Source organism: Dechloromonas sp. CZR5, assembly GCF_008711155.1.
Lineage (GTDB): Bacteria > Pseudomonadota > Gammaproteobacteria > Burkholderiales > Rhodocyclaceae > Azonexus.
The window spans coordinates 1-25,092 of the sequence record NZ_VUYQ01000012.1; the positions used below are offsets into that span (position 1 = coordinate 1).

At 58.6% G+C, this 25,092-nt stretch carries 24 protein-coding genes; 10 read left to right on the plus strand and 14 right to left on the minus strand.

All coding sequences use genetic code 11. The annotated features are described in order from the left end of the window. The first annotated feature begins 303 nt into the window (after positions 1–303). The 3 genes from F1002_RS19455 (at position 304) to F1002_RS19465 (ending at position 3,383) form a co-directional block, all read left to right on the plus strand. Positions 304–537: a hypothetical protein gene (locus tag F1002_RS19455; protein WP_223879698.1), complete on the plus strand. Its 234-nt coding sequence runs from the start codon at positions 304–306 to the stop codon at positions 535–537. A gap of 210 nt (positions 538–747) precedes the next feature. After that, positions 748–2,415, plus strand: a complete 1,668-nt coding sequence (locus F1002_RS19460; protein WP_150430712.1) for a glyoxalase superfamily protein — start codon at positions 748–750, stop codon at positions 2,413–2,415. Further along, positions 2,412–3,383, plus strand: a complete 972-nt coding sequence (locus F1002_RS19465; protein WP_150430713.1) for a DUF2726 domain-containing protein — start codon at positions 2,412–2,414, stop codon at positions 3,381–3,383. The genes F1002_RS19460 and F1002_RS19465 overlap by 4 nt, the downstream gene beginning before the upstream one ends. A gap of 18 nt (positions 3,384–3,401) precedes the next feature. Here F1002_RS19465 and F1002_RS19470 read toward each other — a convergent pair whose 3' ends face one another. From F1002_RS19470 to F1002_RS19490, 5 genes are all read right to left on the minus strand, one after another. Next, positions 3,402–3,707 (minus strand): hypothetical protein, encoded by a 306-nt coding sequence (locus F1002_RS19470; protein WP_150430714.1) that lies wholly within the window; start codon positions 3,705–3,707, stop codon positions 3,402–3,404. A gap of 271 nt (positions 3,708–3,978) precedes the next feature. Further along, positions 3,979–4,560, minus strand: a complete 582-nt coding sequence (gene radC / locus F1002_RS19475; protein ID WP_150430715.1) for a DNA repair protein RadC — start codon at positions 4,558–4,560, stop codon at positions 3,979–3,981. 375 nt (positions 4,561–4,935) lie between these two features. After that, positions 4,936–5,607 carry a hypothetical protein gene (locus tag F1002_RS19480; protein WP_150430716.1) on the minus strand — a complete coding sequence of 224 codons (672 nt, stop codon included), beginning with the start codon at positions 5,605–5,607 and terminating at the stop codon, positions 4,936–4,938. Positions 5,608–5,719: 112 nt separating this feature from the next. Further along, positions 5,720–5,959 carry a hypothetical protein gene (locus tag F1002_RS19485; protein WP_150430717.1) on the minus strand — a complete coding sequence of 80 codons (240 nt, stop codon included), beginning with the start codon at positions 5,957–5,959 and terminating at the stop codon, positions 5,720–5,722. A gap of 247 nt (positions 5,960–6,206) precedes the next feature. Further along, the gene (locus tag F1002_RS19490; RefSeq protein ID WP_150430718.1) at positions 6,207–6,710 is read right to left on the minus strand and encodes a hypothetical protein; all 504 of its coding nucleotides are present in this window, start codon (positions 6,708–6,710) and stop codon (positions 6,207–6,209) included. 128 nt (positions 6,711–6,838) lie between these two features. Here F1002_RS19490 and F1002_RS19495 point away from each other — a divergent pair, with 128 nt between their 5' ends. Then, positions 6,839–7,069, plus strand: a complete 231-nt coding sequence (locus F1002_RS19495; protein ID WP_150430719.1) for a hypothetical protein — start codon at positions 6,839–6,841, stop codon at positions 7,067–7,069. Here F1002_RS19495 and F1002_RS19500 read toward each other — a convergent pair. From F1002_RS19500 to F1002_RS19515, 5 genes are all read right to left on the minus strand, one after another. Beyond that, a complete protein-coding gene (locus F1002_RS19500; RefSeq protein ID WP_150430720.1) occupies positions 7,040–7,261 on the minus strand; it encodes a hypothetical protein in 222 nt (73 codons plus the stop codon). The genes F1002_RS19495 and F1002_RS19500 overlap by 30 nt on opposite strands. A 2-nt stretch (positions 7,262–7,263) precedes the next feature. After that, a complete protein-coding gene (locus tag F1002_RS21085) occupies positions 7,264–7,437 on the minus strand; it encodes a hypothetical protein (protein WP_191090478.1) in 174 nt (57 codons plus the stop codon). A gap of 460 nt (positions 7,438–7,897) precedes the next feature. Beyond that, the gene (locus F1002_RS19505) at positions 7,898–9,367 is read right to left on the minus strand and encodes a caspase family protein (RefSeq protein WP_150430721.1); all 1,470 of its coding nucleotides are present in this window, start codon (positions 9,365–9,367) and stop codon (positions 7,898–7,900) included. Further along, positions 9,364–9,819, minus strand: coding sequence for a hypothetical protein (locus tag F1002_RS19510; RefSeq protein ID WP_150430722.1), 456 nt, complete (start codon positions 9,817–9,819; stop codon positions 9,364–9,366). The genes F1002_RS19505 and F1002_RS19510 overlap by 4 nt, the downstream gene beginning before the upstream one ends. A 215-nt stretch (positions 9,820–10,034) precedes the next feature. Next, complete coding sequence (locus F1002_RS19515) at positions 10,035–15,047, minus strand: Eco57I restriction-modification methylase domain-containing protein (RefSeq protein WP_150430723.1); 5,013 nt, start codon at positions 15,045–15,047, stop codon at positions 10,035–10,037. Between the two features lie 604 nt (positions 15,048–15,651). Between F1002_RS19515 and F1002_RS19520 the strand changes: the two genes are divergently transcribed. Continuing rightward, complete coding sequence (locus F1002_RS19520) at positions 15,652–17,364, plus strand: phospholipase D-like domain-containing protein (protein WP_150430724.1); 1,713 nt, start codon at positions 15,652–15,654, stop codon at positions 17,362–17,364. 8 nt (positions 17,365–17,372) lie between these two features. Here F1002_RS19520 and F1002_RS19525 read toward each other — a convergent pair whose 3' ends face one another. Next, positions 17,373–17,624 carry a hypothetical protein gene (locus F1002_RS19525; RefSeq protein ID WP_150430725.1) on the minus strand — a complete coding sequence of 84 codons (252 nt, stop codon included), beginning with the start codon at positions 17,622–17,624 and terminating at the stop codon, positions 17,373–17,375. A 457-nt stretch (positions 17,625–18,081) separates the two neighbouring features. Here F1002_RS19525 and F1002_RS19530 point away from each other — a divergent pair, with 457 nt between their 5' ends. From F1002_RS19530 to F1002_RS19540, 3 genes are read left to right on the plus strand one after another with little or no spacing between them, the layout of a single operon-like run. Next, the gene (locus F1002_RS19530) at positions 18,082–18,267 is read left to right on the plus strand and encodes a hypothetical protein (RefSeq protein ID WP_150430726.1); all 186 of its coding nucleotides are present in this window, start codon (positions 18,082–18,084) and stop codon (positions 18,265–18,267) included. Beyond that, positions 18,260–18,769, plus strand: a complete 510-nt coding sequence (locus F1002_RS19535; protein WP_150430727.1) for a hypothetical protein — start codon at positions 18,260–18,262, stop codon at positions 18,767–18,769. Before F1002_RS19530 ends, F1002_RS19535 begins: the two co-directional genes overlap by 8 nt. Further along, positions 18,760–19,035 carry a hypothetical protein gene (locus F1002_RS19540; protein WP_150430728.1) on the plus strand — a complete coding sequence of 92 codons (276 nt, stop codon included), beginning with the start codon at positions 18,760–18,762 and terminating at the stop codon, positions 19,033–19,035. The genes F1002_RS19535 and F1002_RS19540 overlap by 10 nt, the downstream gene beginning before the upstream one ends. A 58-nt stretch (positions 19,036–19,093) precedes the next feature. Here the strand turns inward: F1002_RS19540 and F1002_RS19545 are convergent, their stop codons facing one another. Beyond that, a complete protein-coding gene (locus F1002_RS19545) occupies positions 19,094–20,437 on the minus strand; it encodes a hypothetical protein (protein ID WP_150430729.1) in 1,344 nt (447 codons plus the stop codon). Between the two features lie 117 nt (positions 20,438–20,554). Here F1002_RS19545 and F1002_RS19550 point away from each other — a divergent pair, with 117 nt between their 5' ends. Together F1002_RS19550 and F1002_RS19555 are read left to right on the plus strand one after the other, a co-directional pair. Beyond that, positions 20,555–21,970, plus strand: a complete 1,416-nt coding sequence (locus F1002_RS19550) for an OmpA family protein (RefSeq protein WP_150430730.1) — start codon at positions 20,555–20,557, stop codon at positions 21,968–21,970. Between the two features lie 198 nt (positions 21,971–22,168). Continuing rightward, on the plus strand, positions 22,169–23,635 hold the full coding sequence (locus F1002_RS19555; protein ID WP_150430731.1) for a hypothetical protein: 1,467 nt from the start codon (positions 22,169–22,171) through the stop codon (positions 23,633–23,635). 64 nt (positions 23,636–23,699) lie between these two features. Here F1002_RS19555 and F1002_RS21090 read toward each other — a convergent pair whose 3' ends face one another. Together F1002_RS21090 and F1002_RS19560 are read right to left on the minus strand one after the other, a co-directional pair. After that, positions 23,700–24,191, minus strand: a complete 492-nt coding sequence (locus F1002_RS21090) for a hypothetical protein (protein WP_191090479.1) — start codon at positions 24,189–24,191, stop codon at positions 23,700–23,702. After that, on the minus strand, positions 24,100–25,077 hold the full coding sequence (locus tag F1002_RS19560; RefSeq protein ID WP_150430732.1) for a hypothetical protein: 978 nt from the start codon (positions 25,075–25,077) through the stop codon (positions 24,100–24,102). Before F1002_RS19560 ends, F1002_RS21090 begins: the two co-directional genes overlap by 92 nt. Between the last annotated feature and the right edge of the window lie 15 nt (positions 25,078–25,092).

Below are 25,092 nucleotides of genomic sequence, written 5' to 3' on the forward strand. Positions count from 1 at the left end.
CAGTGTGAGAGGTCGCATGAGGTGTCCTTAAGAAAGGTTCAGTTCAGGCTATCACGGACTTTTTCGTCTTCAAGTCCCGTTCGGCAACGTCGAAAATATTCCGTCGCCCTACCGTTCTGCGAGGGGGTTATTGAATGCGCATGGTGTGTTGCCGACAGATCAACGGCGCCGAAGCGCGTTTTATGCCGACCATGGCTGCACGATTCCGGTCGATGCGTAGAGGTGCGGATACCTCGCCATCGAGAGCTACTCGGCATAACCCGGTTCGCGGCATAGTGGATCAACGAATGCCTGATCCGGGCGGTGGCGCTGTACCTCGCCCAGCACGCCGGGCGGCAGTACGACACCTTGTTTTCTGACGAGGCGGATGGGCCGCTCGATCCCGAGCGTAAGCGCATGTTCATGGCGATGAAACGAGAAGTCCTACGGCTGGGCGGCTACCGGCAGGAGTTTTTTGTGTCGCAGACGCCTGAACTGACGGCCATGGCCGATGCAGCGATCGATCTGGAGGCGATGGCTTTATCGGCCACTGCATAGCATTGACGGAATTCGTTTCATTGACCTATCATGTGTCTGCGGTTCATGCCGAACCGTGGGCAAGTTGGCGCCCGTCAGTGCACGCACCGGAGGCTCTCCGGCACGGCAAAGCCAGTTGATTAGTCGCAGACCTCGTTTCGGCTGGATGAACTCCTGGAAAGCCGGACAACGCGTGCCGTCCTGAAGCGCTTTCCGTTATGGAGCTCATCAATGACAGCTACCGTTACGGCATCTTCGGACGCCAATCTCCCTTCTGAACAATTTCAGGCCGCGGCACTGTGGACCTTTGTCCACCTGAAAACGCCCCGTTTTACCTCCGCCGTTGCACTCGATGTGATCCGGCAATTGAAGCCGATCATCGGCGAAAACCCGAAGCAGCTTGCCAAACGGCTTCGCACCGCCTTGGGCGAACAGGGCGTTGCCCTCAAGCATGTCCATGCGCTCGATGCGGCAGCCCGCCTGCTCGGGCACGCCGATTGGCATGCAGTTAGTCGTGAACAGCCGGCGGCGACTCTCAAACTATCGCCGATAATGGCCGAGGCCCCGGAAGAGATGTTTGCCGATTGGCGCCGGTTGGCTCCCCGCCTGTGCGACTGGTGCGATGCCTGGCTCCATGAACGAGGGAGCGAGATCTTCCAGGTGCGTTTTGGGGCCGGCTACATCATGGTTTGCATTCCGGTTCCCAGGGAAGGCGGGCCGGCGGGAAGCAAGGACGAGGTGCCGCTGCTGTTGATCACCCCGCTCGGCGACAGCGAGCATTGGTTGCAGAAAGCTCCTTCAGCGTTCGAAACCCTGCGTCGCCATCTAGAGGAATCCGGCAAGGCCGTTCTGGATGGCGTCGCCGTGCTGCAGCTGTGCAATCGCTATAGCGAGGACGTCCTTGCGCGCCTGCCTGCAATACCGCAGCCGGTATGTCCGACGGATGCCGCCAATTCCGAATTGGTTCTGCTGCACGAGGACAACGAACTCCTGCCCGGCTCGGGCTATGAGATTGCCCGTGGGGATGAGATGACCTGCTGGTCGCAACTCGAATTGGCCATGAAGGATCATCCGTCGGCCGAGATTACCTTGGATGACGGGGCTTGGCGTATCGGGGCAGGCCGTTACGTCTGGGAACTGTCGACCATTCATCCGAAGGATTTCGTTCCCGGTCTGGTCGTTACCGTGCTGAGCGAGGTCGACTCGGAAAAGTTGCTGCGCCGGTACAAACTCGTGAAGCGGATATTCTCGGACCGCCTCAAGCACCACGAGGTGACGAAACGTCTGCAGTATCTGAGCGGCCCCTCGGATACCTATCGTGTCGACCTGCACAAGCTGCTGTTGGTCTTGAACAAGGTCGGATTGACCTGGGACGACCTCTGCCGGCAGGACGACGTGCAGCAGGAAATGGTGCCTGAACTGCCTGTCGGTTTCGTCATGACCGTGATCGAGCGGCTCAAGCCCAAGGATCCGAACGTGCTTTTTGCAGTACCTAGCCGTTCGGAATTGGTACGCGTCGATGACGACTCGCTGCTCCGGACCTTGTTACCGCGGATCGGCATCGTTCGCTATCGCTTGGCCAGGGATGCCTCCGAAGATTGCAGACAGACCGTCCGCGAAGCCGTCGAGGAGTTCGGTACGTCGGTCCGGATGCAGGCTCTGACGGCTGCGGGGCAGCTTACCAATCCGGACGATCCGCTGCCCTATCTGGTCTACGCCAGCGATGGCGAAGAACTGCGCTTGAAACTCGAGTCTGAAGGACTGGTAATGCATGCCGGCGTAATGCCCCATCTGTTCCCGACCGAGGGCGTGATCGAGAAAATGCCGAACATGTGGTCCTATGCGTTCGGGCACAGCTTGTATCTCGACATCGATTTCGCGGAAGGGAGCACGCAATGAATGCCGTCGTCGAGAATCTTCGTGGCTTGCTTGAAACGCGTGATGTTGGCGGCTTTCTCACCGCCTACGAGAATGTCGTGCCGGGAAGTGATGTTCGCACGATCGACCTTACGGGAATTACCCAGCGAATCTTTCCGCCGGTGCTGCGCGAGAAACTCGCGAATGGCGCTCTGTCCGGGGTGGATACGCTAAGGCTCTGGCGGCTGGTACGCAGCGGCCGGCTGCTGGTGATCGACAATGAATTGCTCGACGGCATCAACGCGCTGCTTGATGCGGCGTGGCGCGAAGTCGAGGGTCCGGATGCGCCGCTTCCCCAAAAACTGGTGACTTTTCGTGATGTGCAAGAATCGCGGCCGGCACAGAACGTTCCGCGACCGGCTGCGGCTGCAACGAAGGACGGTGGTGAAATACCCATGCGCCGTATCGTAGTGGCCAGTGCATTTACGCTCGGCCCGGTGCATCTGAGTGATGTCCTGTCTTTCCGGAAGAATATGTGCGCCAGCTCGCAAGAGCGGGAATTCCTGCTGGCGATACGACAGTATTTCCCCAGCCTGCGTGCCTATCCCAATGTGCCCTTGCGCAATTTCATGGATGTCGACGGTTTCGTCATGCGCCTGTCCGATCGCCATCGACAGTATTCCTGGGCGGCCCAGGTGGATGTGCTTCTTTGCACTGAAGACGAGGATCCCGTCGCGGGCTTCGAGTTGGATTCGGTAATGCACGATTCCGACGAAGCATGCGAGCGGGATAGGTTGAAGGATGAATTGTTTTCGCAGGCATCCTTGCCGCTGGTCCGCATCAGGGCCGACGATACAGCCAATGTGCGGGCCGAAGATTTTTTCGACTTGCTGGTCGCCGAGAGTGAAATGCTGGACCGCTTGCGTCCCCGGCGCCTGCGCCCCCGCCGGAATCACGACAGGCTGATTCCGGCCGAGGTGCAGATACATCGCGCCGGGGTGGGCGTGTAGCCGACCTGTATCGCACCTTCAAGGAGCGGCCGAAGATTCGAAAATTGGCAGGCCTTCGATCATGGCTGCCTCGCGATCGAACAGCAACCAGACGACGCCGGCCTGTTCCGCGATCTCGAAGATCGCGGCCAGGTCGGTTTCCTCTGGAATCCGATAACACGCGGCGCCGACATAGACGAGACCGCCGCAGTCATTCGGATAGGCGTTGACCGACAGGTCGTCGTCGGCCAGTTTCAGGCGCGTGCTTGGACTGAGATGAAATAGAGATAGCTCGACAAGTGGTTCAGCCTGAGTTCTCAGGCTTGCCACCGAAGATAGGTCCATTTGTGTCTCCTTCCTTTTTATGGGGCGTATTCTTCATGATTTTCGAGCGCGTGGCTGCCTTGTGGTGAAAGCTGATGCCGCAGCGTCGGCAACGGAACCAGCGCAAGCGTCCCAATAAACCCAGCGGCTCGCCAGTACCTGCGCAAAGCGGACATCCAGGAGGTGTGTTCATTGTTGCGATGCCTCCTTGAAGTGCCAGAACATGCCATAGGCGAGGCTGTGGGAGCTGCGGGACGGCGAAAGCTGCATCGAAGTTGGCCGGGGCATGGCACTAAACCAGGCCGCGTTCGGCAAAAGACAGGATTTGGTCACCCGCCACGATAAAATGGTCGATGACCCGTACATCCACCAGACTCAGTGCCGACTTCAGGTTGTGCGTCAGCAGTTCGTCGGCTCGCGACGGTTCGGTTTCGCCCGAGGGGTGGTTATGGGCGATGGCCAGTGCCGCCGCGTTGCGGGCCAGGGCACCTTTGACCACCTCGCGTGGATAAACGGAGGTCTGCGTCAGCGTTCCCCGGAACAACTCTTCCGCCTCAATCAGCCGATGATGGGTGTCCAGGTAGATGACCAGGAACACTTCATGTTCCAGCCCCGCACAATGCAGGCGGAGCCAATCACGCAGCGCCTGTGGCGAAGACATGATTGGGGCACTACGCATTTGCTCGCGCAAGTCGCGCAAAAGCAATTCACGAGCTACGTCGAGGCGCCGGGCCAATAGGGAGGCTTTTGGGTCATCCCTTGCAACCGAAATGGTCGGGCTACAGATGTGCGATGCGCCGGATGCTGAAGGGTAGGCGAGGGGCGAGAGCAATTCGCTGACGAGGTCAGCACGGCTCAAGGCGGACATATTCATGGCGTTCTCCTCAAAAAATGCGAGAAAAGGGGAAAGCCAATCCCCAGAGGAATCGCTTCCCCTGAGGATGAAAGTGCGCGGACGAATCTATCAACTTCGGTCGGGCACGATAGGTAAGGCAGGTATCGACTGCAACGCCGGTTCAAGGCCGGGAAGCATTCCACGATGGAACGCGTACTAGCTGGATCAGTTTCCGGCAGTGGATACTGGGGCTCAAGAGGGAGGATGGGGCGGCCATCCACAAGCGCAGGAAATTCAGCAGGTTTGCGAATGGCGCCCATGGCGATGGTCGTGTTCTCTGAATTCCTGGCCAGAGTAAGCGTGTTCCCGCACCCGGGCAGATGGATGGTTATCCTTGGATCAGACACATCCAACTCATTGAAAGACGCGAGGCTCGATCGTCGCACCACGCATGAATTCGACATAGGCACCGGCCTTGCCGATGTCGCTGAAACTCGCGACAAGCTCTTCTCGCCACAGGACCGCCCAGGGGCGATCGATATCGCCGGACGGTTTGATGATCAGGTCGGCTTCCCGGTAGGCGGCGTGACGATACAGAAAATCACCCGATGCCCAATCTACGATGGCAAGGAGATGAGCGCACAGGATGGCGCCTCCGCCGTGCTCGCCGGGCTCAATCAGCAGCGGCACCTTAAGAATTCCGCCGGAGCGCCCTATATGGCCGACGACATCGTGTTCTTCGAGCCAGGGGGAGCCCGTAGTGGTATCGCCCAGGATCAAACGCACCCGGCGTTGCTTGATGCGACAGGACTCCAGAACCCTGGCGACCTTGGCGTCGGTGCCTGGATCGAAATAGGTGCTGCGTGTCAGGGGCGACTGGCCCCAGGCCCGGACGGCATTGCAATACTTCTCGTAGCCCGCCAGAGTTGCATAATCCTGGTCGGTGAAGACCAAGTCGGGGCAGTCCAATTTCCGGGCGATCTGATTGGCATGGTCACGGGCATTCGCGAAGCCGAAACAGGTTTGGCCTTTGCCACAATCGATGACATAGAGTTGCTGATCGGCATTGATTTGCACGTTGCTCATCTTGGGTTCCTTTCGCGGTCGCGTGGAACCCGCTCCCCGCGGGGTGTGGGCCCCACGGAGTATTGCGTGATCGGCCGTGTTTCTGCAAGGCCGAACTATGACGATGGGCGATTTAGGCTGCCTGCATTGCAGGCCGGGGAACTCGCTCGCTGGTGACAGCGTCGGGGAGCACGATCTGCTCTGAAATCAGTCGATCGAGTTTCAACAGCAGGCCATCTGCGTGCTCTTGGTCATCTAGGCACAAGGATGGACGCAATCTTTCGAGCTCCTTTTTCATGATACGGAGCTGCTGGACGGCCGCATTCTCGGCGTGCGCTTCGATGGCATTCAGGATGGCGGTGATGGTAATCATCAATGGCTTCCTTTCATTGCTGAGGAAAAGGGTTCAGGTGCCGGCTCGGATTGGCGAATGCGGGTCGGCTGTACGGGACTAGCTCATGCAAAGTGGCCGGGGATGGCCCTTGCACGTATGGGTATGGGGATTCGAAGGATCGGGCGCACAGCTGGGCAAGCAGTGAGCGTTGGTGGGCTCCGCTCCGTGAGCCGGGAGAAAATCCCGACATCACGGATGAGCCGACGCTTGCCCGGCGACTCTCGGCTCAGGCGGTCGCGCGCTTTGCGGTTGTGTTGGGCGCAGACTGGATTTCGGTGGGCGCGGGTGACAGCTCGGGAGCGTGTTGCCCGAAAGCTGTACGAGCGGTAGCGGGCTTGGCCTCTCGATTGAGACGGCCAATTTTGGCTACGGCCGCTTCCTTGGTTACTTCGGGTAAGCACTCGACGGCGAGGTCGCTGCCATCACGCAGTCCTGATTGCAGACTGCGCCAGGGACGGACGAACAATTCGTGGCACACCTGGCGGACGAACTGTCCGATTCGCTGGTTGCGTACCACGCGGGTCTTGTGCCGGCGCAAGGACTCCTTGCAGCCCAAGTACAGCGCCAGATGAGCACGTTTCATTTCCGGATCGGACTCGAGCTGAGCCAGGACTTCAGTGGCGATGACCGGGTCGTGGCCGACGCGCTGGTAGAAGCCAACCCAGGCCCGTTCCTCCTCGGTTTCGATGCTGGCGCGCCGGGCACGAGGGCGGGTTTTATCAGAAGACATGATGTTTTCTCCAGAGGCTAGTGGAGAGAACACTTGTCCCCTGTCGGGGAAACGGTGGGCTCCCCGAGGTTGCATGGACCTGCGGTGCTGATAAGCTGAACACTCACAGGTCAATAGGTGCCCACACCATGCTGCGTGCAGGCAATGCACTACGGTTCACGCCCGACGAAATCGAGGCCTTTCAAAAACTTGGACTCGACTTCGACGGGGCGCGAACGACGGACGATCTCGAAAGCGTGTTGGCCCGGTGGGCCGATACGCTGAACGACGAATGTCCCGATCTGCTGGAAAAGATCGCCGTAGAAATGGCCAAGGCCAAGGGCATCCCGCTACCCGCGCGCTTGACGCGGGTGCGTTGATGCGACTTGGCCGTTGCATTCGGCAATCCGAATCCAGCGGTCGGCGATCCGGTCCAGATAAACCAGGTCGTCGGTCTCGATCTCACCCGACTCTCGCAAGCGGGTGATAACCTCCTTGACCAGGAACGGGTCGTCCTTGGCCAGTTGAACCACGGTGGCGGCAATGCGCCGGCGGTAAAGACTGATCGACATGATCAGCCTCCCACGGTACGAGGCTCGGAAGCGCTGCCGGCACGTTCGGAGACATGTGGCTGCGGCTTCAACAGCGCCGGGACAGTTGGCATGCGCTGGGATGGCTGGGCGTAGCCAGAACCTCCCAACAACACGGCGACCGGACGCGACATCTTGATCACGGGGATTGCGAACATGGTGTTCTCCTTCGGAAATGAAAGGGAACACCCGTCCCTGGCGGGGAACTTGGGGTTCCCCGTTCGGGATGCGCTGCCAGGATGGCGGCGCGGCTCAATACATGCCATGCGGCATGTGTAGCGTGAAGGCCCCCGATTCTTGCAAAACGGGACCTTCGCTTACTGCCGTATGACCCGAAAGTCGTGCGGCGGCGCAACGGTCAGCCAGTTGGCTGAAATAGATACTCGGCCGTGAAAACGACCGGACCCGGCCGAAGCCGGTGAACTCTGGAAGGCAGGTAACGACTGCAACGCCAGCGATGCTGGACTTCAGGGCAACCGAGGTTGCCGACGAAGGCTGAGCGGGCACGATGTCCGCAGAAAGCCATTGCAGTATTGCGCAGGTTACGTCATCGACTCAAGGCTGCATGGTCGTTTGCCACCTGCAAGCGTCCGGGATCGAGATCGCTTTCTCTCGACATCACCGTTTTCGAACTGTCCAGCCATACGGAAACAGGATGCGTTCATGGCCTTGCTTGTCGAATGAAAGATAATTGACAGTCAGTAGATGAGAAGGAACCACCATTTGTTCGGCCAGCCGCGCCTCAAATTTCGCGATGGTCATCTTTTCGGCATTGGGGATTTCCCCCGGTTCGACTGCGTAGTCCTCGTCCTCCAACCACATGATGCCGGCGCCGCCGCAGTGGATCGACTTGAGTCGATGCGTGTTGGCGGCACCGTCGGCAGTCGTGGCGACATCGACCACCACGGGATGTTTTCTGCCGGGGATCGAGTAGAAGCGGCCAGCCTCGGGAAGCAGACATTCGGTGATGAAGTCGAAGCTGGATGAGAGATCCTTGTGCTGCTGAAGGGAAAATAGATCCTCGAACTTGCGAGTCTTGAACTCCTTTCGGAGTTTTGCCTTGGGGTCGAAGAAGACCTCGAACAGCATGCCGTCCAGCAGCGCCTTTTGTTTCTCGGGCTTTACCGCTTGGGTCCGAGCGGCAAAGTCGTTCAGGTAGGCAACGGCGCTGTTCGATCCGCCGCATGCCGCCTGATAGATGTTTCGCCCGAGAACGAAGAGGGAGTCCAGCGACGCCTTGTTGGCGATATCGGACGAGAGCTCGTCAATTGCCGGATTCTGCACCGGCCAGGTCAGGCTTTTCAGGGCCTTGATGATCCGATGAGATGCCTTGGCTTCATCCGGTACGAACAGGCCGTCGCTGAGTGCGCTGCCGGAGTAGTCGTCAATGCGCGCTCCAAGGCTCAGATTGAAGAAGAACTCGCCTGCTAGCGAAGTGTGCTCCCAAGAAATTTGTTTTCCGTGCGTGGCGGCACTGAGCGTGTTGCGGACCCGCTTGAACATGTTCTCGATCGAACAGTCGGGAGTGGCAATATGCTGCAGCAAGGCAGCGGTATATGCCCCATTGCGCCCGTGCCCATCGCTGGCGGTTTGGCCTGGCGACGTGGCATAGGCGATCAAGGTTCCTTTGGGCGCATAAACAGGAGCCAGGCCACGGGCTGCCGCCGAACGGTGCCAGGCCCGCTCGAAGGGATTGTCGCGGCAGGCATCCAGGATGATGATGCTGGTCGACGTTGCCGCCTTTTCCATGGTTTCGATGACCCGGTTCAAGGCGAGAGAAGAGTACTTGGCTTCAACTTCCCCGGCGGTATCGGTGTCTACCGCCGCCAGATAGTTTTCGCCTTCGATCTGCATGCCGTGCCCGGCGAAGAAGAAAAGGCCGACATCGTTGTCTGGCAATTCTCCCTTGAATCGCTTGAGGGCACGGTCCATGTCCGCAGCTGTACAGTCGATTTCCTTGATCACCGAGAAGCCGCAGGCCTCAAGCTTTGCGGCAACATCGTCAGCGTCGTTGACGGGATTCTCGAGTTCGCCGGCATCCTCATACGCGCCATTGCCGATGACCAGGGCGGTTAGTCGCCGACTCATGAATTCGCAGTCCGGATTGCCTCTCGATCCAGCAACTCACCGACCGAGAGGCTCTGGCTGTAAGCGCAGGGGATCACCCAGGTGCCAGCCAGCGGTAGTTCTTGTACCGTGACGTCGTCCGGCGCACGGAAAGCCTGGTTGAGTAGCTGCTTGTGAACGTAGTGATCCCCGTAATGGCCGCCACATTGGCAAACTGTCATGAAATATGAGTCGCCGGCGGTCATGCTGTAACGAATGGCAAAATTCGGATGACGCTTGTGAATTTCAACAAGCAATTCCGCGGGCAGTTGCTCCACGTAGCTCAACAGGAACCCATCGTCCTCCTCCTCGACGGAAAGATTATTGGTGGCCAAGGCGGCGACCTTGTTCTCCTTGCCGCAGAGACTACATGGCTGCATAGCGCTGACGAGGAAGAGGGGGGCGCTGACTGAGATTCCTTCGACGGTGTCCATGATTGTGGGCGAGCATGAAAGCGCGGAACTATAGCCCAACGACATTGGGGAGTGCCAGTCTGATTGATGGCGATTTGTACTTCATTAATGCAGGGCGAGGAGGGCATTGGGTGGACAGTTTTTGATGTCGTAGGGGATAGGGGCTGCAAGCAATTGAAAGATGCTGCCGAAGAAAAGAAACCCCCACAGCCTTCCGGCCATGGGGGTAAATGGAATCAAGCGGCTTGCCGCAGTTCTTCAGCGTCAACTTTTCCGATGCCTGCTTCGTCCTTATCCAAGTCGAGTTGCCTGAGCAACTCCCGCTGCCGAACCAATAGATCGGTCAGGCGATCTTCGTACTCGAAGGGTCGGGTCAGTTCCAGCCGGAGATCCTCCAGCCGCTTTCGCCGGGTTGCCAACAGCCTTCCGGCATCGGTGTGGTGCTTGGCTATCGATTCCAAGCTGCCAAGCAGGGCGGCTACGAGTGACGGACCCGTTTGATAAGGATCGGCCTGGTAGAGGCAGTGCCCGGCCAGGTAGAGGTTGGGCACCTCACCATTACGGGCGGCGCACACACCGAGATCGAATCCGCCGAAGCGGCCGATGATGCGTTCGATCGGGCGGCTTGCCGTCCGTACTTCGTCCTTCGCGGACTTCACTATGCCGCGCAGTGCCTCGCCCACGGCATCGGCGCCGACGATCTGCCGGCGGCCGAGACCCAGGGAGAGGTTCTGCAAGCTCAGGACTTCCACCTGTTCCATATCCAGTGCATGGAGCGCAATCTTGCTTTCCAGCGCCTCGATCATCATCGGCAGCCGGCTCACCTCGCTCTCGTTAGCGTAGCGCTGGTTGCGCCACACCGAGAACAGGGTGGCGAGACGTGCCACCTCCGCATCCACGCCGGCTTTCTCGATCACCAGCGGATTGCCCGACGCCAAGGCTTTCACCTCGGCATAGGACAGCGCCGCCAGTTCCACATCCTCCAGCGAGCGGATGCCCTTGTTGCCAGCCATGACCTGGGCGATAAAACGCGCTTTGGTCTCCAGCGTCTGCCATGAATAGCTGTCGAAGCTTTGCTGGGTTACGTAGCGGAAGATTTCCACCTCCTCGCTCAGGTTACCCTGACGCAGGATGCGCCCCTCACGTTGCTCCACGTCGCAGGGACGCCACGGGGCATCCAGGTGATGCAGGGCCACGAGGCGCGTCTGCACGTTGGTGCCCACTCCCATTTTGGCGGTGGACCCCAATAGCACCCGCACCCGGCCTTCCCGGACCGCCTTGAACAGCGCAGCCTTCTGGGCGTCGGTGTCGGCATCGTGGACGAAGGCGATTTCCTTTTCGGGAATGCCCGCTGCTATGAGCCGCGCCCGCAAGTCGTCGTAAACGCTGAACGCCTTGCCACCCTTGGGGGACGACAAGTCGCAGAACACCAACTGGGCGCTGCGGAAATCCATCGTGCGTTGCCAGATGGCATGCACTTCCCGCACGCAGGCGGCCACCTTGCCGCTATCGTCAAAGCGCGCCGTCGGCGCCACCAGCCGGAAATCCAGCGCAGCCTTGCGGCCGTCGGTGGTCACCGCCAGCATGTTGTCGTCCTTCGGATCGACGTTGCCGTTGCGGATCGCCTCGGCGCGCAGCACCAGGCTTTGCACGAAGGCTTTCAGTGACGGGCTGGCCGGGCAGGCGACGATGCGCGGCTTGCCGCCACGCAATTTCGGCACCGGCAAGTCCAGCATTTCCGCCGTACGGATGTCGGCCACTTCGCCGAACACCGTCATCAGCTCGGGCACGTTGATGAAACGTGCGAAGCGCGTGTGCATGCGGTAGCCGCTGCCATCCGGCGCAATTTCCAGCGCCGTTACACTCTCCCCGAAGGTCGCTGCCCAGGCGTCGAACTGCTGCAGCCCGAGTTCCTCCAGCCGCTGGGGCTGCAGGTAGCGCATCATGGTATGAACTTCGGCCATGGTGTTGGCCACCGGCGTCGCCGTTGCGAATACCACGCCACGCTGGGTATTGCCGTGGCGCTGCATGGTGTAGCGCGTCTTCAGGAAGAGGTCGAAGGCGCGTTCCGAACTGCTCAGCGGTAGCCCTGCCACCCGCGTCATCTTGGTGAACCGGTAGAGGTTCTTGTGCAAGTGGGCTTCATCGACGAACAACCAGTCGATGCCCAGTTGCTCCCAGGTCAGCAAGTCGTCCTTTTTGCTGTCGGCCGACAGCTTTTCCAGCCGCGCCCGCCAGCTTTTCTTCATCGCCTCGAGTTGCTTGACGATCCGGTTCGACCGGTCATTGCTTTTCTCGGCGCGTACCGCCATTTCTATTTCATGGATGATCTCCTTGATGTAGCCCTCGGTGAATTGTGGCGAGAGCTTGATGCGCTCGAAGCTCGAGTGCGTGATGACCACTGCGTCCCAGTCGCCCGTGGCGATACGCGACACCAACTCGCGCCGGCGATCGCCCTCCAGGTCTTCCTTGCTCGCCATTAGTACCGAGGCGTTCGGGTAGAGCCGGACGAACTCCGCGGTGTATTGAGCCAGCATGTGGTTGGGGACCACATGGCAAGGCTTGTTGGCGAATCCCAGACGCCGCAGCTCCATGCCGGCAATGACGCAGACGGCCGTCTTGCCTGCGCCGACCACGTGAAAGAGGCCGGTGTTGCCCGACTGCACGATGCGCCATACCGCGTCCGGCTGATGCGGATGCAGCTCGAAGCAGCGCGAGAAGCCGGGGAGCTTCAGGTGTGAGCCGTCGAAGCGCCGTGGCCGCGTCGCATTGAACAAGTCGTTGTAGATGCGGCACAAGCGCTCGCGGCGCTCGGTCTCCGAATAAGCCCAGGTCGCGAAGCGTTCCTTGACCAGGCCCAACTTTTCTCGGACGGCCAGGGTTTCGTCAGGATTGACGTGATACTTGTCAGTCACCGGGTCGCGGTCACGCACCGTCGGCACCTGGACGTTCAACGCGCACTGCACCAGTTCGATGGCGTTCATGTGCGAGGTGCCAAACTCTTGGGTTACCTTGACGTTTTGCCGGGCTTCCCACTCCCCGTAGGTCACCGACCAGGCACCGGCTTCGGCTGAGTAGGCGACCTTGCAGTCCTTCAACTCCAATACTTCTCGGACGAAGGCCTCGACGTCGTGGGATGGTACCCACACCGCACCGAGGCGCGGTTCGATGGACGCCGGTGGCAGATCATCCGGTTGCACTTTGTCCAGCGCCTCGACGTTGCGCCGGTAGGCTGGCCCGGACAGCGCCGCCTGCTTGAACTTGGTTTTTACGTTGCCCGACAGGTAGTCGTCGGCGGTCTTCCAACTTCCGTCGCCCGGATCCTGGAAAATGTGGCCAGCACTGGCCAGTGCAGCCAATACTTCAGCTTCCGGTGCTTCCAGAAGTTCGGCCATGTAGGCAGGATCGACCCGGCCGCGCCACTGCACCGAGGCGGCCAAGGCTTCGCTCGGCTCGCCCGCGTGACTGGGTTCGACCACGCGGCTCAAGGTGCGCTGGGAGAAGAGCGCAGCCTTGCGCGCCGTCCCCAACTCTTCGTCGTAGTGTTCCAGGGACAGCAGCAACGGATAGGCCGGATCGCGCCGAAACGCCAACGCATTGGCCCGGGCCGTCAAGCAACCGTACTTGGCGACGAAACGGTCGTAGGTGCCGTTCAGCATCGTCCGCAAGTGTCCCAGCGGGCCATCGTGCTCATCGGCCAACTGGGCGTCGAGCAGGGCTCGGGCATGGTCACGGATCGCGCACATCCCGGTGATCCTGGCACGCTGCGTGGCATTGAACTGGTCATGGACATCGGCCAATTCGCCGTCTTCGACCCGATGCACACGCCCTTGATGCACGCGAAAACTCCCGGGGTGGGCGCCGGCCTCGGCAGGAACGACCTGACGGAGCGGAACCTGGGCATGTTTCACCGGCGCAAAGACGCCGGTGGGCAGCAAGGCGATGCGCTCGCGCAGCGCCGTCTCCAAGTCGCCTTCGAAGACGGCCGTTGGGACCTCCTCGTATCCGTTGCTCTCGCTCCGGATACGCCCGATGCAGAACTCCGGGTGTCGCACATACCAGGCGTTGATTGGCAGGTAGCGGTTGGTCGGCGCCAAGGGGTGTCGCAGCCCTTCGGTTACCGCGGTGATGTCCAACCATTCGGCTTCGACCGGCTCCGAGCGTAGCCGCTTGCGCAGGAACAGGATATCGGTCTGCACGTCGGTCGCGGCAATGCCAGCGAAAGCGCCCTTGGGGAGGCGGATGGCCCCCAGCAGATGAGCCTGGCTGGCGAGGTATTGGCGCACCTTTTCTTGCCTGGACTCCATCGTTTGGCTGCTGGTGATGAGGCAGACCAATCCACCGGGACGCACCAGGTCGAGGGCTCGGCCGATGAAGTAGTTGTGGATACTGTAGTGGGCGTAAGCCCGGTTGCTCTGGTCGGCGACCTGGTATTTGCCGAAGGGGACGTTGCCGATCACCAGGTCGAACCAGTTCTCGGGCAACGGTGTCTTCTCGAAGGGCGCGATGCGTATGTCCGCGCCGCCATGTGCATAGAGTGCTTGCAGAATGCGCCCCGAGAGGCGGTCGATCTCGATGGCCATGACATTGCTGTCTTCGGCTATGTCGCGGGGCATCGCGCCGATGAAATGGCCGATGCCGGCCGCCGGTTCGAGGATGCGACCGCCGCTGAAGCCGAAGCCACGTATCGCTTGCCACATGGCCTCGATCACGTGGACCTCGGTGTAGTGGCTGTTGTTGACCGAGGCTCTTGCGGACTCGTAGTCCTCCGCCGGCAGTAGGTCCTGCAGCCGGCGGGCACGTTCGGCCCAAGCAGATTCATCCCCATCGAGGGTGAAACTCGCCGGCAGACCGCCCCAGCCGGTGTAGCGCAGGAGGGACAGGCGTTCTTCAGCATCGGGGGGACGGTGCTCGGTTTCGAGCCGGAGCAAGGTGCCGATGGCTGCCAGATTCGCCTCGAACTTTGCAACTGCGCCGGCCGGGTAGAGCCGGCCGTTGTTGGTGAGGCGCGGCCACAGGATACGTGATGCGGCCTCGACGACTTGGCTGGTAGTACGCCAATTGGCGCGTGTTACAACCGCAGCTGGCCCGGGGGGCTCGACCTCGGGCGCTTCGATGCCTTCTCCCAGGACTGCTTCCACCATGGGAACGACGATGGGGTTTGGCAGTTGCGGCAGGGTTGAGGTCTCGGGCTCGTCTGGATCGAATCCAGGCAGCCACAGGGATGGCGTGGTGGAACGGCGGACCATGGGTGTTCTCCAAAGAAAAAAGAGGAGCACACCGATCCCGGAGGAGGCGTGCTCCCCGCTGGGATGACAAAGGCATGGCGGCGACCGATATTTCGGTCACGGACAGGCGCAACAAAACTGTGTCGGACTTCAGGGCGAAGTCGACGGCGTGGGCAAAGTGGAGGTACCTGGGTTCAGGGAACCAGCCGACGGGCGTCGGCAGGCATGGGTCTCAGTTCGTGATGAAGTACGGACCCGAACAGGGCGGCGGCGAATCGTCAAGGCAGGCAGGTCACGACTGCGACGCCAGCGACGCTGGACCTCAGGGTAACCGCGGTCACCGATGAAGGCTGTGCAGACACAATGTCTGCAAAATGCCATTGCAGTATGGCGCTGGTCAGGTCTTCGGCTCAAGGCGGTTGGGTTGTTTCCACCTGCAAGCGCCTGAAAGCCAAGGGGGTATCGCACAAGATTGGGCGCTATCTCGATGGCGCGGCAAAGCACTTCGGCGACGACGGATTTTTCTCACTCGCTGCAGCATGAAATGCTACGGAAATATGAATATGGCAATTACAACGGTTTTTGCCTATGCTGACTGAACTCAGCTTATTCATCGGGGGTAGCGATGGACGACTTCAGCGTTGCGGAGATTGCACAAGGTTTCCGGGTTAAGCTCTGGCGCGGCGAGCGCATGTGCCTTCTCGGCATGGATGTAGATCAACCGGAAGCCGATCTGGTGGGTTTTTCGATCGAGGTAATGGAGCCCGGGGGGCGGAACTTCGTCCCCCTCAACAACCGCCTCAATTTTTCCTACGATCAGCCAGCCGGTGCGGCGGTGACCGGCGGGCGTCTGTTTTCCTCCCTGGATGCCCCTTTCCAGAAGTTCCGCTGGATCCATTTTCCCTGGGATGTGAAAAACGGCACCTACCGCTATCGCGTTTCCAAGATGCACATGTCTCTGGATGGCAAGCTCGTCCAGGGGCGCCAGATCGAACTCGGGCTTTCCCTCGATCCGGTGACCTACGACGGCTTCCTCGACGTTGGATTCACCCGGAACTTCGCCTCGTCCCAGGCTTTTGCCGAAAAATTTGGCGACCGGCCGGAGCTGATTCCAGACAAGGCCAGCGCGGGGCTGGAATACCAAAAGGCGAACGGTGGTGTCTATCAGTGGCTTGGCTTCGAGGCCCTCCAACTGCTCGAAGACCTCCTCGAGGCCGCTATCGCCGACCCCAACTACACGGTCGATCTTCTGGCCTACGACCTCAACGAACCGGACATCGTCGCTCGGCTAGAACGCCTCGGGGGGCGTCTGCGTGCCATCATCGATAACTCAGGGGAACATGGGAAACACGACAGCGCGGAAAGCAAGGCGGCGGCCCGCCTAGCGGTAACGGCAGGTGGTATGCAGGTCAAGCGGACCCACTTCCAAGGATTGCAGCACCATAAAGTCATTGTCGTGAAGCGCAATGGCAAGCCTGAGCAGGTGCTTTTCGGTTCCACCAATTTCAGTTTCCGCGGCTTGTACATCCAGGCGAACAACCTGATCGTCGTGCGGGCACCTGAAGCGGCAGCGCTCTTCGCGCAGGTCTTCGAAGAAGCCTTCCGCGATCCCGGCCATTTCGCTGCCAACCCACTGGCGCAGCAATGGCACCTGATCAAGGTGGACGGCAAGCCAGCGCTCCATTTCTGTTTCTCTCCCCACCAGAGCAGCGCGCTATCTCTGAACCCGGTCGGTGCCGCCATCGACCAGGCCTCGTCGTCGGTGCTGTATTCGGTCGCCTTCCTCAATCAGATCGACTCCGGCCCCACCCGGGAGGCGCTGGACAGGCTGATCGGCCGGCCAGTCTTCAGCTATGGGGTGGTGAACAACGACGCGGGGCTTGCCGTGCGTAAACCCGACGGTTCGGTCGGGTTGGTGGATTTCGCCTACCTGGCTGGCAAGGCGCCGCAACCGTTCCGGCGTGAATGGTCGGGCGGCCAAGGCATCAACATCCACCACAAGTTCATTGTCACCGATTTCAGCTTGGCCAGCGCCAAGGTGTTTACCGGGTCCTCGAACCTGGCCCCAAGCGGCGAGAGCGGTAACGGCGACAACCTGATGATGATTGAGGACAGCAAGGTTGCCACCGCCTATGCCATCGAGGCGCTGCGGATGTTCGACCACCTGCATTTCCGCACGTTGATGAAGGAAACGTTTGCCCCTGCGGCGCCGCAGCTTGCACCCAAATCCCTCACCCTCAAGAAACCGACCGCCATCAGCGGCGAGCCGGCTTGGTTTGAGAGTTCGTATGTTCCAGGCTCACAGAAGGAAAAAGACCGGCGCTTGTTCTCCTCGTAGTCCTTGGTTTACTTCTTCCAGTAGTTGTCGAGATACTGATTCAAGTCGTCGCGCTTGAAGGGCGCTTTGCCCGGGTATTTTTCCAGTGCCGCGGTGACCTTGTCGCGATTCGCGTTAGATACCGCATAGTTGCGGTTCTTGAGATAGTGATCGATGAAATAGCCAACTTCGTAATATTCCGTCATCGAGACATAGATGCGGTCCAGCTTGCCGACGTACTTTTTGTTGTCGTGATCCGACCAGTCGCCCAATGTTGCCATGTTTCTTTCTCCCTGAATGAACCTCACTTGAGGCACCGGAGATATAAGGGCGACGAGCGGAGTTTCAAGACCCAATCATCATTTTTATGCTGCTTCCCCCGAGGCGATAAAATCTTCGTTGAATACGAGACCGGTAGTATTCCGTTCATAGGACGGGTATCTTGCCTGTCCGCAATGCGCGGCGCACCACAAGGCATGGTGACGGAGTAGGGCTCTTGGAGTGCTTTGGCTGTAAGAGGTTGAACATAAGGGAGATGCGCTCCGACGTTGTTTCTCCAACTGTTCAGGAGGCCATATCCGGAAAGTTTCCGGTGGTCGAGATGCCGCGACCAAATCAGGGGCTCTTCCCACCAAGCCGCCCTGGCCAGAAACCTACAGCAAGCGCGGCGAAGAAATTTTTGGACTTGCAAAGCAATGGTAATCAGCACACCATTTTGCTCATTCTCCGAAACTGTCCATGATGACCCATACTCGCAAACTCAAGCACTCAGACAAAGTCTTGATCGCCGCCAAGCGCGAGCGTCAGGAGAAGTCGCGTGTCTTGGTCGAGTCAGGGGAGCGTTCTCAGGAAAGCATGTTCTTCATCGCACCGTCCATTGCTAGAGCCGCCAAGGTGCGTCACCGGGTTCTGAGCTTTGGCTGAGACGGAGGTCGAAGTCAGTATTCCCCAGGATCTCCTGGAAAAAATCCTCGCCAGTGTTACCTCCGACGCCGTTCTGGTCGGTGGTCAGTCCCTTGCCTTCTGGGTTTCCCATTACCGCATTCAACTGCCGCCCCAGTTCCAGGTCGGTGCCATCAGCGACGACGCTGACTTCCTCGGCGGACGGGACGACGTTACGGCCATCGCACGGCGCGTAGACGGCATTCCCGAGTACACGTCCCCGCGCTTCTTGTCGGCCCTGGTCGGTCAAATCAAGATACCGCTTTCCCGGCATGAGTACGTCAATGTCGATGTGCTGCACCGCTTGGTAGGCTTGAATCCCCAGAGCGTGCGGGAAAGGGCTTCCATTGCCACGGTGGGGGGCACAGATTTCCTGGTGATGCACCCCATTGATGTCTTCTTGAGCCGCATTGAGAACCTGGTCCAGCTTGCCGAAAAACAGAATCCACAGGGAATCGAACAGGCCAAGCTGGGGTGCTGGTAGCCCGCAACTATATCGAGGAAATCGCAAAGGACCAGCCGGATGGTCAAAAGCATGGGCTTAAAGTCATTGAATACGTGGTCAAGGTCGCCAAGAGCGGTGCCGGCCGCAAAGTTTCCAGGGATTTCGGTATTGACTTTCGCGGTGCCATTCCCGGTTACGCGATTACCATCGAAGCCTTCCACAAGGTTCGCTACCCGCAGATTCTCCAGGAGCTACCGCCAACGGTCATGGTCAGCGCAACTCCTTCACCTAAAGCTACTTCTTAATGAATTGCCTTGGTGAAGGGCCATTGCTGATCCACCAGGAAATCGGGGCATCTCCTATTTATCGAGCCCAGCCAACTTCCCTGAGGAGAAAACCCAGTGCACCCAGAACCAGTTGGGCATCTTCCTCAGTCGGTGGTCGGGTGTTGTAACGCTTCTGTTCGTTGGGTTTTCCTCGCGAATGAAAGCGTTGCAGCAAGCGGATGGCTGAACCTGCCGCGGATGGTGAATTGGTGTCGGGATTGCCCTGCTGCTTTTCGAATGCCTTCAACAAAGCGCCAAGATCAAGATAATGAACCTTGTCCGGAGCATCTCCAGTCGACTCGAGCCAATGTGCAAGGACGACAGTGGCCGCGGCGCGGCACAAGTCGACCAAGGAGACCGGACTTGATCGGAAGGCGCCATCAGCGACATGCGCCAATGTTGCCAAAACCTCTGTCTTGGCCCCTTCGGGGATATGTTCCTCAATGAGTTCAGGCAAGGCGCCAAAGCTGGAGCGGGCGCGTAATGTAAGCAACTCTTCGCCCGAGGCTACCGTTTCCACTGAGACTACCTGCCATACGGTCGGGGCGGATTGCGTCCCGAGAACCAACTGCGCGCGCAGAATATTCGGAAACAGTGATGAAAAGCTTTGGGCAGGCCGGTAGGTCCAGAGTGTTCGGTTAAGGCGGCCGTCCATCGTCATATGATCGCGATCCATGGGCTCAGCGGGGTGCGGCGTGAAATACCATGTCTGCTGCAGGGAACCATCTCCCCATTCATACAGGCGCCCGCGGCGGATGCGGGTACCCGGAAGAATGCGTAAACGCGAGCGAATCTCTTCAACACTGAGCGTGGCCAATATTGGATCGGACAGGGCGATTGTCACCATGGCAGCATTTGCGGATGTGGCTGCCGTTGCTTGCCCTGTCAGATCAACCAGCAGAATTCGACCGTCATCGAGCATCAATTCCGCCGTTGTCCGGTCGATCAGTCCTGCCGCCTTGATTTTTCGTCGCTCTTCGGGGATTTCGACCCATACTTCGTAGCGCTCTCCGCTAAAGCCAACTGCACTTCTGGACATGGTTCTTCGCGGGAGGTCGATAAAACCTGTTTCTAATAAGTGCTCGGTTGCAGCAAGGCGCGCAGCAACAATAGTGCAAGCATCCTTTCGCGTGCCTGGAGGATGGCGAAAGTGAGCCGTTGGGTCGGTGCGCAAGGGTTGTCCGGCCAAAACGGGAATCAAAACCTGCTTACAGGCGGGGCAGAGGCATTGGCACGTTCCCTGAACGACCGGATCGTCGTGGATATATAAGGGCTTGCCGGATGCGGCGTCATGCGCCCACTTCATGGGAAGTTGCGTCAGGTCAGAATCGTCCCGTTCAAGGCTGCCGGGGGCGACAGCGCTTATGTGCCATGCGGTCACCAACGTGCTCTCCAGATCGCTGTCATTTCGTTAAAGGTCGCTCGTCGATACATCTTCTTGGAATATTGGCATAATGCCGCCGCTGACAGGGTATGAAAAAAGCATTTTGGAAAAATCATGAATAAAGCAGCTGAACAATCTACAGGGCCGGATACTCCTGAACCGGTCGCAACCCCGGAAGAGTCTTGGGCTAAGCGAATCAACACGGTCTTTTCCATCGCGAAGCTGACATTACCGATAGCTTCAGCTATCGGCCTCATTGTCGTCATAGGTTATCTGGTTGGGGTGATCCACTTTTTCCCCAAGGGATTGACGGTCGGCGATAGCTTGCTTTTCATCGTTACCGCTCTGAGCTTTGGGTTCATTTATCTTTTTTTCGTCGCATGCGGTGCTGCCACCGTTTGTCTATGCGTTGCTGGCTGCCGAGCATTTAAAACAAGACGATGGTGGGACGCGTTCCTCGACATCATGGGCGCGCTCGTGTTTGGGCTTTTCCTAATTGTGATTTCTGGGTTCTCGGACGTTCTCGGAAATCTACTTGGGTTGCTGGGGGCCGGTACCCTCATCTCTTTCATGACTCAATTTTGGAAGCGTTACGATGACCTCCCAGCTGAATACCGGGAGAAAGTCAGCCGAGGGGAGCGATCTCTATCCCGTCTGGCGATGCTCGCTACAGCTATTGCCTTGCCTGGCTTGGTCGGCTCTATCGGGACTGTGGCGCTCGGTAGCACGATGAACACCGTTGGCCTAAATCGACGGAGTGCAACGATCAGTATCAAAGGGGACGAGTTTTTGTTTCTCCAGTCGTTGGCACAACGCCACAATTTACCGGTATTTGGTTGTCCATCGAAAGGGGAGTCGGATCACCTCATTCATGATGTCAATGTGCTTTGGCATGGCGTGGGGGAAAGAAGCCTGTTGTCGTTCGAGGCTGGTACCCTGAATGCCACGGAACAAAATAGTATTTTCGGATATCTGAAAAATGCGCTGATGGTCGAAGTTCCATCCGAATCGATTCTTATTTCCCGTATGGCCCGGCCAGTTGATGGGATGGGTATTCCGTCATGTGCTCACTACACGTTGGAAACTGCATTTGCCAATGGCGTGTTTGATTTGAATGCCGCCCAGCGCAGTGAGATCGAACGCTACTTGGGGGGAAGAGGCGTTGGTCGATCTCCCAATGAGCAGCGGAAACTCACAACCATTGTTGTGAGGGGCTATGCCGATATGTCCCCAAGTACACGAAACAACGGGAATGCCGATCTTTCGGAGCAAAGGGCGAAGACTGCGGCTGCGTTTGTCCGAGAGAAATTAGTACCGTTGGCTCTCGGAGCCGTCACGGTTACCCCTATCGGGATGGGGGTGCGCAACAGTCTCTCAAAATGTGAAGCCGAAATGTCTGGCTTGGCTGCCCGCGAGTGCCGAACGGTCGATCGGCGTGTGGAACTCGAGTTGGTTTATGAGTTCGTGCCTGCAAAAAAATCAGCAGAAATGAAGCCGCCAGACACGACTGTTGAGAATAAATTACGTTGAGTCGGCTGTTACTTAGTTCCTGTTGCCGTCTAAATCGCAATTCGACTACACTCGAACCTGGGTGTTCGTCGCACGCCTTCCGTCCGCACTGGAAAAGCAGCCACAGCGACTAGATCTTCGATCATCGTATTTGACCAGACACCTCTTTACAGGCGACTGGTGAGCGGACCACCAGATGGAAGCCTGGAAGGAGTGATCGTGTCTTTTATTAGTCCCCCCAAGCAGCAGTCGTTCGAGGAAGCCTTCGATGCTATCGATCTGGGTATGACAACCTTCTGGTTCAGTCATTACCCAAACATTCTGTCAGAGCAGTTAACGCCGCGCATCAAGCTGGCTGCAAAGCGATTAAGTCTGGCGGGTGGAATTCAGAGATGCAAAGCGCATGAGGCGATTGCTCAGACTTTGCGGTTTGATTCTTGGCATGCCCTGTCATCTCATCTACGTATGCTGGAGGAGGTGCCAATAGAGCGCTTGCCCCCAAATTGGCTCGATAACTTCAGCGCGGTAGGCGTTCTGCTCATTGAGGCCAAGGACGAAGTGGCATTGCCACGAAGCCAGATCAACGCATTTGATCGGTTTGCGGAAACCTTGTCGATGCTCACTGACGTTCCGAAGCAGGTCATTCTCGATGGCGTCGCTTCTCCGCTGTGTGCGGGGAAGACCTGGGCCGAGGTTCGGGCCAGAACACCTCTTCAAGCGAATACGCCCCTGTACAGCTTTGTGACGCCGGCTGGTGAGATGTCTGGCGATCTGGGCGGTTGTTTTTCGCAGAGTCCGGCGTGTGTGCAGTTGGCCGATCAACTCGATGAGCGCTGGTTGAGCAATGAGCAACCCACCAAAGCCCAGCGAAACAAGGCGCGTCGTTGGATCAGCAAGGTTCTGCTGGCACAACCGGGTTTTTTGGAGGGGGGATTGGCTTTGGCGTGGATACTGCACGAAGAAGGCGACCCAAGCGCCTTGCCAATGGTGAACCGTCTCGTCAAACAGGCAGACTCCCTTATTCCAAAGGGTTACCGAGGGCGGATCATCTGGGGGCACATTAGCAATCGCTTCTACCACCGACTTCTTTGGTTACAACTCGAGCTCAATTTCCAGCAGGGAAAACTGTCTCTCGCCGCCAAGCTTGCTCGGAGGATGCTTCGACTCAATCCCAATGACAATATCGGTGTGCGTTACGTGCTTCCACTCATCCTGCTCGAATGTGGAGACTATCCTGGCGCCAAGCGTGCGCTCAAACCTGTGGCGGATGAATCGGGTCTGACCGTTGCTGCCGTTCGCGCTTTCGTTTACTTCGCAGTCGGAGACATCGAAGGTTTTCGAAAGGAACTGGCGTTGGCACTGTTTACTTTCCCGATGCTACGCACCTTCCTGCTCAATGACCCCAATGCTTTGCTTGCGAACGACGAAGGGTATCGCGGCACAATTCCTGATGTCGAGACGTTTGCTGCCTTTGCCTGGCCCGCGTACTGTGCTATTCCGGGGTTGCGGGGCGAGTGCCATTCTTTTCTGGCGGAACCGGTTGTGCACGCCGCCGAGAAGGAGCTTTTGGAGTACTGGGAAGGTTACTGGCAGCGTGATCGCGAGGAAGGGAAGACGCGACGAGGTTCTCTGGAGGGCTGGAATTCACTGATCGACGCCTCGGTTCAGCGGGTATCACGACGCTGAAAAGTGTGGTTTCACAGCATCCGCGATAAACGCGGGGGCGGTGTATTCAATAAGCGTGTGCACCTTAGTCCTGCCAGTGCGGCCCGGTCCGATTGCCGGCCGCCGGCAGGACCAGAAAACCATCCTCGAGAGGCTTGGCATGCCTGGCACGGATCGCACACCACTGCATTGTTTCGTCGAACGCCCAGCATTGGTCGGGGGGACTTTCCGGCACTAGATAGTGGCAGTAGACATACTCTAGTTCCTTCTCCCCGGGATCAAACTGGCGCGCTGTCGTGAGGATTTTTTCGTACCTCAGGCGTTCAACCCGGTCGCCTTCGACTGCTTCAAAGCCAATGTGGATGACGCTTTGGCGGCCTTCGGGCAACTGAGCCGTCGCTTCGGAGAGCTTCTTGCGGATGTCGCGCGCTTTGGCATTCAGGGCCGTATCGCTAAGACTTTCCCAGTGTAAGACTACCGCATGCTCACATGCTTCGATGTAGCGCGGGTTGTCGCTGGGATGGATTTTCAGCAGCGTCTGGTATTGGGCGTTGCGGATGTAGCGTCCTGTCAGCAACTCGAGAATCCGATGGCTGCTGCTCAGTACCATGTCCGTCGCCAAGACCACTCTGAAGTGGCTTCAGGTCCAGCATTTCGATGCTGCCCATTGCGATGGCATCGTTCCATGCCAGCCCCTCTAGACCAGATGCAAGCCAGCGATGAACCTTCTCGGCCAGATAGTCTGGTGGGATGCCAGAGAGTTCCACATGGAAACTCACCCGACACAATGTGCTTCTCTCGAGCTGAGCAAGGTGCTCAGCGGAAGCTCCCCAAAGTCTTCCTACCTGTAGTCGCTCACCTTCTCCATACTCGCCGACCTCCATGCGCTTGCACTCGATAGCCCAAGTCTGTCCCCGGAGCGTGACGTCCATGTCGTGAGTTTGCCCTTCACCGGGTTTTTCATCGATGAAGGCAACATCTGCTCCCGCACGCCGATAGAACGCTGCGACCAATAGTTCGAAGAGGCCTCCATTGGGTTGCCTTTGCTCCTTCGTGACGATGCGCTGGACACGTGGCCCGATGCCTTCGACCTGCAGGAGGAGGTCCAAGTCACGCCCGATGCTCTGGAATATAGGTACGACACGAGAGCCAAAAACATAGTCATAGTTGCCGATGTGATCCAGCAAGGCTTCGGCCAGGAAGAGGTACCAACCGAAGCTATCCTTGGTATCGAAAAAGCGACCATCCCCGGAATCAATACCCATCGCGCTCAGATAGAGCCGATGCGCCGCTCGTTTTCGGCGTTGTATCCACTGTTCATGCGACATGAAGCTCTTGAACCACTCCACTGCCCGGCGCAGTTCCGGGTTGTCTGGCCAGGCATCGGGGCGGTGCTCCGGTGGATCGAAGAAGTCCGGCGAGAACTCCAGGTCGTCAAGTGTGGGCATGGCGAGTGGGGGCATAGGGAAAGCTCTGCG